The 14,635-nt window shown below is 59.8% G+C and carries 12 protein-coding genes; 6 read left to right on the top strand and 6 right to left on the bottom strand.

From position 1 onward, the window contains the following. The first annotated feature begins 300 nt into the window (after positions 1-300). A complete protein-coding gene (locus A6U87_RS10540) occupies positions 301-1,476 on the top strand; it encodes an efflux RND transporter periplasmic adaptor subunit (protein ID WP_065691215.1) in 1,176 nt (391 codons plus the stop codon). Beyond that, positions 1,473-4,670: an efflux RND transporter permease subunit gene (locus A6U87_RS10545; RefSeq protein WP_065691216.1), complete on the top strand. Its 3,198-nt coding sequence runs from the start codon at positions 1,473-1,475 to the stop codon at positions 4,668-4,670. Before A6U87_RS10540 ends, A6U87_RS10545 begins: the two co-directional genes overlap by 4 nt. Here the strand turns inward: A6U87_RS10545 and A6U87_RS10550 are convergent. From A6U87_RS10550 to A6U87_RS10565, 4 genes are all read right to left on the bottom strand, one after another. Continuing rightward, complete coding sequence (locus A6U87_RS10550; protein ID WP_065691217.1) at positions 4,665-5,672, bottom strand: acyltransferase; 1,008 nt, start codon at positions 5,670-5,672, stop codon at positions 4,665-4,667. The two genes, A6U87_RS10545 and A6U87_RS10550, sit on opposite strands and share 6 nt — an antisense overlap. Positions 5,673-5,721: 49 nt before the next feature. Next, entirely contained in the window at positions 5,722-6,987 is a 1,266-nt protein-coding gene (locus A6U87_RS10555; RefSeq protein WP_065691218.1) for an O-antigen ligase, read from the bottom strand. A 9-nt stretch (positions 6,988-6,996) separates the two neighbouring features. Next, a complete protein-coding gene (locus tag A6U87_RS10560) occupies positions 6,997-8,268 on the bottom strand; it encodes a polysaccharide biosynthesis/export family protein (protein ID WP_065691219.1) in 1,272 nt (423 codons plus the stop codon). Positions 8,269-8,346: 78 nt separating this feature from the next. Continuing rightward, entirely contained in the window at positions 8,347-9,027 is a 681-nt protein-coding gene (locus A6U87_RS10565) for a sugar transferase (protein WP_065691220.1), read from the bottom strand. Positions 9,028-9,797: 770 nt separating this feature from the next. On the opposite strand from A6U87_RS10565, the gene A6U87_RS10570 reads away from it, so the two are divergent. Continuing rightward, entirely contained in the window at positions 9,798-10,070 is a 273-nt protein-coding gene (locus tag A6U87_RS10570; protein WP_065691221.1) for an exopolysaccharide production repressor protein, read from the top strand. Positions 10,071-10,201: 131 nt separating this feature from the next. Continuing rightward, entirely contained in the window at positions 10,202-11,203 is a 1,002-nt protein-coding gene (locus tag A6U87_RS10575) for a glycosyltransferase (RefSeq protein WP_065691222.1), read from the top strand. Between the two features lie 6 nt (positions 11,204-11,209). On the opposite strand, the gene A6U87_RS10580 is transcribed toward A6U87_RS10575, so the two are convergent. Then, entirely contained in the window at positions 11,210-12,169 is a 960-nt protein-coding gene (locus tag A6U87_RS10580; protein ID WP_065691223.1) for a glycosyltransferase, read from the bottom strand. 233 nt (positions 12,170-12,402) lie between these two features. Then, a complete protein-coding gene (locus tag A6U87_RS10585; RefSeq protein ID WP_065691224.1) occupies positions 12,403-12,606 on the bottom strand; it encodes a hypothetical protein in 204 nt (67 codons plus the stop codon). Between the two features lie 143 nt (positions 12,607-12,749). On the opposite strand from A6U87_RS10585, the gene A6U87_RS10590 reads away from it, so the two are divergent. Beyond that, positions 12,750-13,832: an acyltransferase gene (locus tag A6U87_RS10590; RefSeq protein ID WP_198928694.1), complete on the top strand. Its 1,083-nt coding sequence runs from the start codon at positions 12,750-12,752 to the stop codon at positions 13,830-13,832. 3 nt (positions 13,833-13,835) lie between these two features. Beyond that, positions 13,836-14,627 (top strand): glycoside hydrolase family 16 protein, encoded by a 792-nt coding sequence (locus A6U87_RS10595; protein WP_065691226.1) that lies wholly within the window; start codon positions 13,836-13,838, stop codon positions 14,625-14,627. The last annotated feature ends 8 nt before the right edge of the window (positions 14,628-14,635 follow it).

Raw genomic sequence — 14,635 nt, forward strand, 5'->3', positions numbered from 1 at the left:
CGGCACAAACGGACCTCATGGGCACACACGCATCGCTTTTTGCGCCGCACGAAATTGCAACCCGTCGGCATTTGCAATTTCGCTTCGGGGCAGTTTATATACCTCGTACAGCTACTTAGCGGCGGCCTCCGCCGCATCAGATTTCTGGCAATGGCAGATCACCAACACGTCCGCAGCGGCGCCTTGGTGCGGAATTCGATACGGGCGACCGACTCTCGTCCGCAGCAGCAAGACATGACGCGCATGATTTCATCGACATAACCGGCGCTGCCAAGCAGCTGCCGCAATCGGGGGACTGCTATGCTTTTCTCGCTTAGATCCGCGCTTCTGCTCGGCGGCATGATCCTCCTACCCGTCGCAAATGCCGTCGCCCAGGGCGCGCCGGCGCCGCCTCCAGTCACGGTGGCAAAGCCTGTCGTGCGCGATGTCGTCGACAACGACGAATTCATCGGCCGCTTCGAGCCGGTGGACCAGGTATCGGTTCGCTCCCGCGTCGGCGGCTACCTGCAGGAGGTGCACTTCACCGATGGCGCAATCGTCAAGAAGGACGACCTGCTTTTCGTGATCGACCAGCGGCCGTTCATCACGGCGCTGAACGAAGCGAACGCCGCTCTTGAGGTCGCCAAGTCCACGCAGACCTATGCGGAAGCGCAGTTCAAGCGGGCGGAGTCGCTGGCAACGACAGGCAGCCAGTCCGTCTCCATCCTCGATGACCGCCGCCGCGAATGGATATCAGCGCAAGCCAACGTCCGCGGTGCACAGGCAACCGCCGATCGCGCCGCTCTTGATATGCTCTACACCCAGATCACTGCGCCGCTCAGCGGCCGCATCGACCGCCGCCTGATTTCGACCGGCAATCTGGTTCAGGCCGACGACACCATTCTGACCACCATCGTCTCGCTCGATCCGATCGATTTCTACTTCGACGTCGACGAACGTCGCCTGCTGAATTTTGCCGACACCGCTCGCCGGCAGGGCAAGGATCTGCAGCAAGGCGGTGGCGGCGTCGATGTCGTCGTCACGATCAGCGATCCCAACGCCAAACCCTTCAAGGGAAAGCTGGATTTCGCCGAAAACCGCATCGACAACGAGAGCGGCACGATCAGAATCCGCGCTCGCTTCGCCAATCCCGACCTCGTGCTTCAGCCTGGGCTGTTCGGCCGCATTCAGGTCGAGGCCTCCAACACCTACACAGCCATCCTCGTTCCCGATGAGGCGATCGGCTCCGATCAAAACGAGCGCGTCGTCTATGTCGTCGGCACCGACGGCAAGGTTTCGACCAAGCCCGTGCGGCCGGGACCGCGGCTCTATGGCTACCGCGTCATTCGCGAAGGTCTGGACGGCACGGAAACGATCATCGTCAACGGCCTGATGCGCGCCCGGCCCGGCGGAACGGTCACACCGCAAATGACCGAGCTGCCAAAGGAGCGAAGCGAAACGCCGCCTGATACGGCCGGAGCGGAGAGCGGACAATGAGATTTGCCCATTTCTTCGTGAACCGCCCGATCTTTGCGGCGGTTATCTCCATCGTCTTTCTCGTGGTCGGCAGCATTGCCTACACACAATTGCCGGTATCGCAGTATCCCGAGATTGCGCCGCCGACCATTGTCGTCCGGACGTCCTACCCCGGCGCCGACCCGCAGACCATCGCCGATACCGTTTCGACGCCGCTCGAGCAACAGATCAACGGCGTCGAGGACATGCTCTATATGTCCTCATATTCCAGCGCCGACGGCGCCATGTCGCTGACCATCACGTTCAAGCTCGGTACCGACCTCGACAAGGTGCAGGTTCTTGTCCAGAACCGCGTCTCCATCGCCCTGCCCCGCCTTCCCGAGGAAGTGCAGCGACTGGGCGTAACCACGGACAAGAGCTCTCCAGACCTGATGATGGTCGTGCACCTGCTGTCGCCGTCGCATCGCTATGACCAGCTCTATGTGTCGAACTATGCCCGCAATCGCATCCGCGACGTACTCGTTCGCCTCGATGGCGTCGGCGACGTTCAGATCTTCGGCGAACGACAGTATTCGATGCGTATCTGGCTCGATCCCGAGAAGCTCTCGGCATACCAGATGACCTCGGATGACGTGGTCGCGGCACTGAGAGATCAGAACGTGCAGGTCTCGGGCGGCAAGATCGGAGCGCCGCCCGTCACCGGCAAGAATGCCTTTGAGTATACCGTTCGCACCAATGGCCGCTTCTCCGACGTCCGCGAGTTTCGCTATGTCATCGTCAAATCCACCGCCAGCGGCCGCCTCGTGCAGCTGCAGGATGTCGCCCGTATCGAGCTCGGGGCACAGGACTATGTGACGAACAGCTATCTTAATAACGACCCGGCAGTCGCCCTTGGCATCTTTGCACGACCGGGAACCAATGCGCTTGATACGGCCCATCAGGTCCAGGGGATCATGAAGGACCTTGCGCGGAACTTCCCGCAGGGGCTGGAATATCGCATCGTCTACGACACGACCGAATTCATCTCGGACTCCATCTACGAGGTCTATCGGACGATCGCCGAGGCGGCGATCCTGGTGGCGATCGTCGTTCTGGTCTTTCTCCAGTCCTGGCGCACCGCGATCATTCCCATCATCGCGATCCCGGTATCGCTGATCGGCACCTTTGCCATTCTGTTCGCCTTCGGCTTCTCCCTCAACATGCTCACCCTCTTCGGCCTCGTTCTCGCGATCGGGATCGTGGTGGACGACGCGATCGTTGTGGTGGAGAACGTCGAGCGCAATCTGGCGCGAGGGATGACGCCGAAGGAGGCAGCGCACGTCACGATGGATGAAGTCGGCACCGCCGTCGTTGCCATCTCGCTCGTGCTGATCGCCGTTTTCGTGCCCACCGCCTTCATTCCCGGCATCTCCGGCCAGTTCTACAAGCAGTTCGCGGTCACGATCTCAGTCACCACAGCCATCTCCGCTCTGAACTCGCTGACGCTATCGCCGGCGCTGGCCGGCATCCTGTTGAAAAGCCACGATCACGAGACCAAACGGACCAATATCGCATCCCGCATCGGACGCGGCCTTGCCGATGGCTTCAACCATGGCTTCGATCGGATGAGCGCCGGCTATTCATGGATCATCCGGCATCTGGTCAGCAGCTGGGTGGGGCTGACCTGCTCGCTCCTGGTCTTTGCCGGCCTTCTTACCGCCACCTGGTACATGGGCACGAAGGTTCCGTCGGGCTTCATTCCAACGATGGACCAGGGCTATGCGATCATCGTCGTGCAGCTACCCGATGGCGCCTCGCTTGCGCGGACCGACGCCGTCGTCAAACAGGTGGGCGACATTGCCCGCACCGTGCCTGGCGTCGGCAATGCCGTGCAGTTTGCCGGCTTCAGCGGCGCGACCTTCACCAATGCCTCGAATGCAGGCGTGGTCTTCGTGCCGTTCAAGTCCTTCGCCGAACGCGAGGAAGGCGGCGAAACCGCCAACAAGATCATCGGCGAACTCTTCGGCAAGCTGCAGAGCATCCAGGAAGCCTTCATCATCGCCATTCCGCCACCATCGGTGCGTGGCGTCGGCAACTCCGGCGGCTTCAAGATGCAGATCTCCGATCTTGAAAATGCCGACATGACACGGGTGCTGGGCCTCGCTCGTCAGATGATGGGTGCTGCGGCAACGACCGAGGGCCTGACCGGCGTCTTCACGACCTTCTCGGACGCTAGCCCGCAGTATTTCCTGGCGATCGACCGCGACAAGGCACGCTTCCTGAACGTGCCGATCCCCAACATCTTCAACGCCTTGTCAATCAATCTCGGTGTCGCCTACGTCAACGATTTCAACGCTTTCGGCCGCGTCTATCAGGTGCGCGCACAGGCTGACCGGCAATACCGCATGGACAGGGAAGATATTCTCGCGCTGAAGGTCCGGTCCGCAACCGGCGCGCTGGTCCCGCTCGGCACCTTGATGGATATTCAGGATTCGAGCGGCCCGGCTCTCGTGCAGCGGTACAATATGTATGTGTCGGTACCGTTGCAGGGCAATCCGACACCGGGCACATCGACCGGCGACGCCATCAAGAAGATGGAGGCGCTGGCGACGAAGATCCTGCCGCCGGGCACGACCTTCGAATGGACAGAGCTCGCCTACCAGGAAACCCACACCGGCAACACGGCCATCTATATCTTCATCTTGTCCGTCGTCTTCGTCTTCTTGGCACTGGCGGCTCAATATGAAAGCTGGATACTGCCGCTGGCGATCATTCTGATCGTCCCGCTTGCCGTCCTTGCCGCACTGATCGGCGTCTGGCTGAGGGGCATGGACAATAACGTCCTGACCCAGATTGGTCTGATCGTGCTGATCGGCCTCGCAGCCAAGAACGCCATTCTGATCGTTGAGTTCGCACGCCAGGCTGAGGAACAGGGCAAATCGCCTGTCGAGGCTGCGATCGAGGCCAGCCACCTGCGCCTGCGCCCGATCCTGATGACGGCGTTCGCCTTTATTTTCGGCGTCCTGCCGCTCGCGATCGCCACCGGCCCCGGCGCCGAAATGCGCCAATCACTGGGGACGGCCGTTTTCTCCGGGATGCTCGGCGTAACGTTCTTTGGCCTGTTCCTGACGCCTGTTTTCTATGTCGTCCTGCATTCGTGGCGGCGGAAGCCCGCCGCGTCCGCCGAGACCGAAACTGCCGTCGAGGAAGAGCCGAAGATCGAAGCCTCGTCATGAGGGGCGCCGCGCCAGCGCGCCCTGCTTCGACCCGGTCCGCGAGAACATCTTCCTAAAGGGCTTCTCGACGAACTCGTAAGCCGCCGTACCGAGGATCGTGCCGCCGATCACCGACGCCACCACCGTCGGTGCAGAGGAAAGACCGGCGAAGCCAGCGATCTTGACGATCACGGAAATCGCCAGCGTATGCCAGAGGTAGATCGAATAGGACGCATCGCCGAGATAGGTCAGTAACGGGACCCGCCCGATGCTTCCATCGGCTTCCAGCGACACCATGCCGTAGACAAGCGCCATCGCCAGAGGGCCGCAGATCGCTTCGTCGAAATCAGCGCCGATCAGGAAGATCGCCGCAAAGCCCGAAAGCGAGGCGCCGACACAGGCCAGCCCGAGGCTGGTGCCGGCGATCCACCGGCGAAGCCAGAGTTCGGCAAGGAAAACGCCGCCGAGAAACTCGAGAATGATCGGCCGGGTGTAGGTGTGAAGCGCCGGAGACGTCGGCTGGAAGATCAAGCCGAACGCGAAGAAGCCGCCGAACGCCAGCGAAAGAAAGCCTAGCCGCCAGTTGCGCGGCAAAAACAGCGCACCGGCAAACAGCACGTAGAAGAAAATCTCGAAGTTCAGCGTCCAGCCCTGCACCAGAACCGGCCAGATCTCGCCATTGCTCGGCGAGCGCATAGGAACAAAGAAGAGCGAGGCGATGATATGCGACGCCGTCAGCTTGAGATTGGGAAACAACCCGACCACCGCACCGACGATCATGACAGCCGTGACCAGCCAGTAGGACGGCGCGATGCGACGAACGCGATCAAACAGGAACTGTTGCGGCGACATCGGCCGCCGGTCGCTGATGACCCACATGATGAAACCGCTGATGACGAAAAACACGTCGACGCCGGCCGCACCGATCGCAAAGTGCTCGCCAACCTTTTCCGCCGCGTGAAAGACGACGACAGCGAGCGCTGCAAAGGCGCGCAGATATTGGATGCCGTAAAGAGTCTTCATCCGGTTCCCTCGAATGACCGATCAACGCCGGTCTGAAATGCAAATGACGTTATGGCATCACCGGTTCTGGCAGCCTTTGCCGACGCCAGTTGCCGGCAGCCGGCAAGCGTCGAGGGGCGGCCAATTTCCCGGCTGCAAAATAGAAAAGGAATGTCCCGACATTGTAGGGTGTCAGGATGTCGATCTCGACAAAGGAGCGGATCGTGAGCAGCACCGCGATAGCGAACAGCAGGTAGGATTCGTCGTTCCTGATGTCCTCGATCAGGCGGCGCAGATGCCCCCACAGGATCCGGAGCAGCGTTAGGGCAAGTGTGATCACGCCCGCTAGGCCAAGTTCCACGGCCGTCTCGATATAGGTGTTGTGGAAGTGGAAGCCGCTGCGCGAGCCGATGAAGAACTCTTCCCACAGACGCTCGGCCTCCGAAAACCCCTGGACCCAATAGGCCTGGTAGCCAACGCCGAAAATCGGATTCTGCTGCGCCGCCTCGATCCCCTGTTGCCAGAGATAGGTTCGGCCGGTCAGCGTGGAATCCTTGCCGAAAATACCGAGCACGGCATCGACGGCACCGAGATAGACACCCGCCACTGCCAGAACGATGACCGCAACGCCGCCGCCCACGACCAGGAGCTTGCGTTGATTGGGCGTCAGCGCCAGCACGACCCGAAGCCCCACGATCAGCGCGATCACCACGACGGTGGTCAGGACCGATGTTGCCGACTGGCAGGCAAGGAGGCAGTAGGCGGACAATAGGCCGACGACACCGGCAGCCGCCATCCAGAGGCGGCGCTCACCGAAGATGAACACCGCAGCGAAGCAGACGATCAGCCCCAGCGACGCATAGAACCCAAGCTGGTTCTTGGAAGCAAAGGCCCCGACGAAGCTGAAGGTGCCGTCGAGCGGATCGTATTCGTAGTAACCGAACAGCAGGGAGTAGACGAGGACGATGCCGACGCCGGCAATCATGCCGACAGTCAGCGTCCTGACATCGAGAACCCGCACCGCGATCAGCGCGCAGATCACCTGTGTCAGATATTGAATGCTGGCGCGCAGCGACACGCTGGGGACCGCCGACCAGAAGACCGACAGGAACGCCAGCGTCGCAAACGCGAAAATCCACATGTAGCGGCCGTAGCTGCCGAGTACCTTCTTGTAATCAACGGCAATCAGCGGCAACCACAGCGCATAATAAAGCAGGATCGCCACCTGACCGAACTTGATCGAGTAGGCGAAACAGAACAGTGACAGCGCCACGGCGGGAATGGCATAGGCCGCATTCCCGCCGGGCTGGATGAGCGCCGACTTAGCGATACGCATTGGGCCTCGTTACCTCATGTACAGACCGGCAGTGACCTTGATCAGGTCGCCGGGCTGCAGTGCAGTGTTCTCCTGCACCGGGATTTCCTTCGGCTTTCCATCGACTTCGCGGATGATCGAGTAGGCGATGCTTGCAGCGCCTGTGGTCCCGTCGAAACGAGCCGCATCCGTCGACTGCGTCAACGCCTCCGACATCAGCGAATTGCTCGTTCCAAGCTTCAGGTTGAGCTCGTCCAGCTGCGCATCGGCATTCTGGAGTTCCTGCGCCAGTTGGGCGTCCCAGTCGTTCTTGAGCGTGATCTCGTCCTGGTTGGCCTTGCTGATATCCTGCTTGGCCTTCAGCGAGTTCGTGTCGATATCGAGAAGAGTGGCCTCGATGTCGGCGGCACGCTGCTCGGCCGACATCTTGCGGGCGCTGAGCGCGAGGCCCCTCTCCGCCAGATCCTCGACCTTGTCGCGATCTTCCGTCGCCAGCTGCAGCTGGCGGTTCTGTGTCTCGGTCTTCTTCGCCAGCGTCTCGACTTCGCTTTGCAGCAGCGCGCGCAGATCGTCGAGCGCCTGCAGCTGCAGCGTCAGCCGCTTCCTGCGTGACGTCATGAGTGCCGTCTCGCTTGCGAGCAGAGCCTTTGCTTCAGGCTTGTCGCGCAGCTCCGCGGGCATCTCGATCGTATCCTGGTTGGCCGTTTCGGCCTTCAGGCGCGCTTGCTTCACGAGAAGCCGTGCGCGATCCGCCATGTAGACGACGGCATCGCCCTTGGCATTGATGAAGTCGCGGGCGAAGCGTTGCCCCGCATCGGCGCGGCGAAGACCGCCGGCGATGCTCACGGCCTTGACGACCGTGAGATTCGGCGCAAACGGGTATTCACCCGGCTTTTCCACGTCACCGGAAAGATAGACCGGCCGGAACTCCGACAGCTCGACGGAAGCGGACGGTCGATCCTTCAAGGCGAATTGCTTCTGCAACGCAGAGCCGATTTCCTGCGCGATCGCGTCCGTCGTCTTTCCAGACGCCGGCACATCGCCGACGAACGGCAGCGAAATACTGCCCGACGGACCTACCGCGTAGTCGCCGCTGACGACTGACCAGTCGCGGATCGTTCCATCCGCCGTCTGCCATTCGGCAACCCGGATCTTCAGCTTGTCCATCACCCCGAGCCGATAGTCATCGGCGCTGGCAATGCACGTTGATAACAGAAAGGCATTCAACCCGGCCGCAAGCGCGATGCCGGATTGCAGGGCACGGGTTCGCCCGGCCTTGCCGCCAAAGAAGCGTCTATTCATAACTTTCCCCGTGTTACGGCACGACAAGGCTCAAGGCGTTGCCGCGCGTTTGCTCGTGGAGCTTGGAAGAAGAAGCAGCTAGTAGCTGCCGCGCTGAGCGCAAACGGCGGGGATGGTGCGTGCGATAATCACGACATCCCGGACCAACGACCAGTTCTCGACATAGTGGGTGTCGAAAGCGACGCGGGCTGCGTAGGAAACATCGTTTCGTCCGCTGACCTGCCAGAGGCCAGTAAGGCCCGGACGCGATTGCAGATAATAAACGGCCGCATGCTCGTACATTTCAAGTTCGTCTTGAACGACGGGACGCGGTCCGACGATGCTCATTTCGCCGCGAATGATGTTGAAGAGCTGGGGCAGCTCATCAAGGCTCAGCTTGCGCAACACCGCACCAACGGCAGTGACCCGGGGGTCATTCTGCAGCTTGCGCGTTGCACGCCATTCTTCCATGGCTTGCGGGTTGTTTCGCAGGTGCTCCTGCAGAACCTTGTCGCCATTGGTCACCATTGTCCGAAACTTCAGGCAACGGAATTCCTGGCCGTTATGGCCGATACGACGATGCCCATAGAAGGCCGGACCTCGGTCCGTGAGCTTCACAAGGAGCATCACCATAAGAAAAATCGGGCTGAGAAACAGTAGCCCGATGCAGGCAGCGGACACATCGAATGCCCGTTTTGCGAATCCGCCGGTGGGCGGAAACACCCTTTCGTGAACTGCGCCATAGAATGGCGAACTGTCCGATCTCGTCGCAGACTTCATAGAGGTAACTCCACTTATGTTTGCCGTTTGGTCGGTAGGCTCAGGACGCTTAGCTAGCGCTGACGAGTTTGAAGTGTATGAGCGGATTTTGTTTTTTTAAGCCACATTTTTAAAACCAAACGTTTCCGAACGGTTTTGATAGGGTGCTGTTCACCTTTTTGTCTTTCAGCAATCACTGAAACAATTTTACATTTGTCGGACATTCTTGAATTGATCTTTGCACAACAAAACAACCTGAACGTCAGTTGCTTGACCGCGCAAAAATACTGAAGTCTAAGTCATTGCGACATCTGTCGGCGAAATCATCCATTTGATCGTTCGCTTCTGCACAAGGGGTGTTTTTGATCTTGCCGGACAGATTTTTATTGCATCGCAACATTGATTTCGCAGGGCACAAACGAAACGTTTGAAATTAAAACTTTGTAATAAAAGTTGAACGTAAAACGCCCAAGCGGCAGCTGATGCGGCAGGGAATTGTGGCGCGGTCGATACGATCCGTCGCCAGTTTCGCCACATTCGAGAACGACGCAGCCATCTCGTTGCGTTTGCTTCGAAAAATGCGAGAAATCGTCATAAGTGGTATTTTTACCAATCCCCGGAACAAACATTTAAGATCGTGCTTGTACTACCGGTACCGCAGACGCAAATAACGTCTCCAGAGCTTCTGTTAAATCAAGAAGTCCTGTAAAACGTGTCTACCAAAGGTCCTGATGGGGCGGTCGTATTCAATGGTTGTTCATTGAATGACGGCTCCGATGGGGAGGCAACATATGTATGCACCTCGCGTTTTCGTCAGCATGCTCGGCGCATTGGCGGTTTTTGCAATCGCGACTTATTGGCTGGGCGGCTCTCTTTCCAGCGCACTTATCAAGACGGCGATCTGCGCTGTCCTGCTTCAGGCCGGCTATTTCGGCGGCGTGCTGTATCTCGTGTGGAAAGAGTCCCGGAGCCGGAACGTGAACAAGAACGCATCGGCACGCAGCGAAGAGCCGGAAAAGCTGCCTGTCTCGCCGTTCAAGGGCTCCGAACCCTTCAACCGCTGAGAATCGAATCGCCGTCGTCCCGCCACGACGCCCTGGCCGCGGAGATCGGCCCGTAACATCATGTGAAGTCCGATCCGTTGTCTGCCGTCGCCCGACGTCCTAGTTCTGGGGCGAAACAACGGAGGTAGAGTGTGGCTCAAACGGCAAGCACCTGTGTCATCATCGCCGCCAAGAATGCGGCCGATACCATCGAAACCGCTGTCAGATCAGCCCTTCGCGAGCAGGAAGTGGCCGAAGTCATCGTGGTCGATGACGGATCGACCGATGGCACCGCAGACGCTGCGAAGCGGGGCGACGACGCAAGCGGCAGACTTCATGTGGTCCGATTCGACGTCAACAAGGGCCCATCAGCCGCCCGCAACCACGCGATCGACATCTCTTCCGCTCCCCTGATCGCCATTCTCGATGCCGACGACTTCTTCTTCGAAGAGCGGTTCCGTCGAATGCTTGCGGAGGATGACTGGGAGTTCGTGGCTGACAACATTGCCTTCGTCGATGCCGATGCGGCCGCCCTCGCCTCCGAGAAGCTGGACGACTTCGACGAGGATCCGCTTTTCCTTGACCTTACGACCTTCGTGGACGGCAACATCTCCAAGCGCGGCGTTCGGCGAGGCGAGATCGGCTTCCTCAAGCCGGTCATGCGCCGCTCGTTTCTCGACAAGCATGGATTGCGATATCGCGAGGACATGCGCCTCGGCGAGGATTACGATCTCTATATCCGCGCATTGGCGCTGGGCGCCCGGTACAAGGTCATCCATAGCTGCGGCTATGGAGCGGTCGTTCGCAGCAACTCGCTCAGCGGCAGCCACCGCACCGGTGATCTGCAACGGCTCTATGAAGCTGACCGCGCGCTTCTTGCGACATCCGAGCTGCCCCGACCTGCGGCCGCGGCGGTACGGCGGCACGAACGCCACGTGCGCGGGAAGTACGAGCTACGCCGGTTCCTGGATATCAAGTCCCAAACAGGCCCGGTCGCGGCCATCGCCCATGTGCTGAAGCATCCGGGCGCTTTTCCGGCCATCGCCGGCGGCATTCTCGCCGACAAGACCGAGCGCTGGCGCAACCCGGCCGGCGTCTCGGTCACGATTGAAGGCGAGCGTTTGCGATATCTTCTGCCGGCCCAGGCCAAGTAGCGAAAGCTACTTGGCGAGCTTGCCCACGGCGAGCTGCAGGGCGCTTTGCAACAGGCGCGGATCCTGCGCCACCCAGCGCGCCAGCAACTTGAAATCAGGACGTCCGCGCCGGCGCAGAACCCCGATCTGACTCCAGACGGCCTGCCTGCGCGCCATCATCTTGTGCGCCTTGATAGCCTCGATCTCGCGCGGACGGCGCGCGAAGCGGGTCTCGAGCCGATCGAGCGCCATCCAGGTGATGAATTGCTGCTTCAGGAACTCCGGCGACGTGTTGTCGACGCCGTGGAAGATGTTGATCCCCTCCCCGCGCAGCGCGCCGGCCTCGGCGCAGAGCAGCACCTGCTTCGCCGCGAGCATGCAATCGCAGAAGTACAGCACATCCTCGGCCGCCAGACGCAACGCCGCATCGAAGCGAACGGTCTCGATCAACGGCCGACCGATGACCATGCATGACATGTGCAGGAAGGCCCAGTTGTTGACCATGACCCCGGCAATGTCGGGCACGTCAAGGACGACGGGCTTTTCCATCACCCGGCGCGCGCCTTCGACTTGCTCCAGCGCCGCAATTCCGAAGTGGTAGTCGAATTCCTCGCCACCCTCGATCGAGGCCCAGTAGCAATCGCCACCGAGCGTCTGCATCGCGGCAAAGGCATTCTCCAGATGGTTGGGCGTCCAGATATCGTCCGAATCGAGGAACGCCACATAGCTCGTCTGACCGGCAACATGATCGAGGCCGGTATTGCGCGCTCCACCCGGGCCGGCGTTCGGCTGGCTGACAACGGTGATTCGCGCACGTTCCTCCTCGGGAAGCGGCGCAAGTTCGCTGGCCACCGGATACGGCGACTGGTCGTCGACAACGATGATGTCGAAGTCCTGGAAAGTTTGCGAAAAGGCCGACGCCAGCGCCCGCCTGAGGATCCCGTCCTCCCGCTGATAGAACGGGATGATGATCGTGAAAGTCGCCATACTCTCTCCTTGAGAGGTTCGAATTGGTGCTTCAGTCCGCGCATATAGCGGCCGAGGGATCGGCCACAAGCTGCTGCAGCGCACAATCATCAGGGGCATTTCGTCCGAAATTTGTCAAAGCGGACAAACAACCGATTCACGAACAGCCGCCTCAAAATGCAGCTGCAAGCTGCTATTTGCCCCATTCCTGCCACAAAAAGCAGTCTGCGAGGTCTCTAACATTGTAACATTCGTCACCAGTCGACAAAAACTTTCGTGTTCGCCGGCCGGCGGCGAACAGCTAACCCAATGAATATAACCATTTTCTTGAATGCACTGCTGACGTTGACATAGACAGCGGCTCGCGACGCTCGCTGGAGCGCCAAAAGAGCTTCCGTAACGGCAGGTAGCAAACGTTTCAAACCGGGGCCGACGATCACTTTTTGCTGCAGTGCCATATTTTATTCCGCGAATCCGCCCTAGCTTCTCGCCTGCGGGCTCGGGTCTGCTCTGATTGAAACGGTCGCGAGGGAGGTGCGACCCAAAAGGGGTGACTGATAACGTGAATGTTGATGCAAACGTTTCCTCGCGGATCAACTTGATGCGCATAGTGCTCATTTCGGGCATCGTGTTTGTTCATATACCGTTTGATGCAGCAAATAGTGCTTTCAACGGGACTTACGGGATTTTCGACTGGTTCAGGGTGTTTCTGACGGAAGCGCTCTTCCGTGTCGGTGTGCCGTGTTTGAGTGCAATCTCCGGTTATCTGCTGTTTCGCAGCGGGCTGGAGAGCTTCAGCTATCTGAAGACCGTGCGAACCAAGTCGCAGACGGTGCTGCTGCCGTTTCTGCTGTGGAACAGCGCGTTCTTTCTCGCAATCGTCGTGGCGCTCGGTTTCGGTCTGGGCAACGGCTATGTGCCGGACCCATGGCACGCAACCGCACGCGATCTGATGACGCAGCTCTTTGCGACGGAGGACTTCCCGGTCAACGTTCCGCTCTACTTCCTGCGCGATCTGTTCGTCTGCATCCTGCTGTCTCCGCTGCTCGCCTGGCTGATCCGCCGCGTGCCGTTGCTGACGCTGTCGGTGCTGCTGGTGCTGGCGCTCGTTCCGGAACTGTCGCTCTACATCGTCCTCAAGCGCTCGATCCTCTTCAGCTTCAGCCTCGGTATCTACATCGGCCTGTATAAGATCGATCTGAAGGCGCTTGACCGTTATGCGCCTGTTGGCGTGGCACTTCTGCTTGCGAGCTCTGCGCTGCTTGCTACGATCATCTACCTGACCGGTCCATCGATGCCCGATTGGGTACAATTGTTCCGTAACACGCTGGCAATTGTCGGCGCCCTCGGCTTCTGGCTGCTATCCGCGTTGCTGATCAAAACCCAGATCGGCCAGCGCCTCTCGAAAACCGGAAGCCTCAGCTTCTGGATCTTCTGCGCGCACTATCCCCTGCTGCTTTTTCTCTGGATCGTCTGGGGCAAGGGAGGGGTCAGCGTCTATCCGCTGTTCTTCCTGGGCTCGCTGGCGTTGCTGTTTCCGGTTCTTGCGGTTTCCAACAACCTCTGCCGAACGATCGCGCCTCGCCTCTATGCGACGCTGACTGGCGGACGCACGAAAAAACGGACTGAAGCGCCTGCAACGGCAGCGACGATCTCTTCCGAATTCATTTCACAGCGAAGGTGACACATGACGACCAAAATCGCCCATGCGCGAACACTTTCCCCCACTCTTGGCCTGCTCGGCGTCCTCGTTCTCGGAGCCTCGTCGGCTGTCGCCCAACAAGCCGGCGGCTCCTTCGTCGAAAACTTCGACAAGCTCGACCGCAGCGCCTGGTATGTCTCCGACGGTTGGAACAACGGTGCCCATCAGAACTGCACCTGGTCGAAGAACCAGGTGAAAGTCGAAGGCGGCTCCCTGCATCTTTCCTTCACGGAAGGACAGTCGAAGGATCGCAAGTACCTCTGCGGCGAGATCCAGACGACCAAGCGATACGGCTACGGAACCTATGAAGCACGCATGAAGGCCGGCACGGGCTCCGGCCTGAATTCCGCGTTCTTCACCTACATCGGCCCGGCGGACAAGAAGGACCACGACGAGATCGACTTCGAGGTGCTCGGAAAGAACACCAGTCAGGTACAGGTCAATCAATACGTGAAGGCCAAGGGCGGAAACGAGAAGCTCGTCCCCGTCGGCAGCAAGGCGGATGAAGGTTTCAACGACTATGCCTTCGTCTGGGAACCCGGCCGTTTGCGCTACTATCTCAACGGCAGGCTCGTGCAGGACGTGACCGACCCGTCGAAAATCCCGACCAACCCGCAGAAAATCTTCTTCAGCCTCTGGGGGACGGACACGCTGTCGAACTGGATGGGCCGCTTTGCCTATACGCAGCCGGCCACGCTGGAAGTCGAGCGACTTGCCTATACGGCCGCCGGAGCCCCGTGCCAGTTCCCCCAATCCATCGCCTGCACGCTCAACTAAACGATGCC

It is taken from the genome of Rhizobium sp. AC44/96 (genome assembly GCF_001692185.1).
In the GTDB taxonomy this organism is placed as follows: Bacteria; Pseudomonadota; Alphaproteobacteria; order Rhizobiales; family Rhizobiaceae; genus Rhizobium.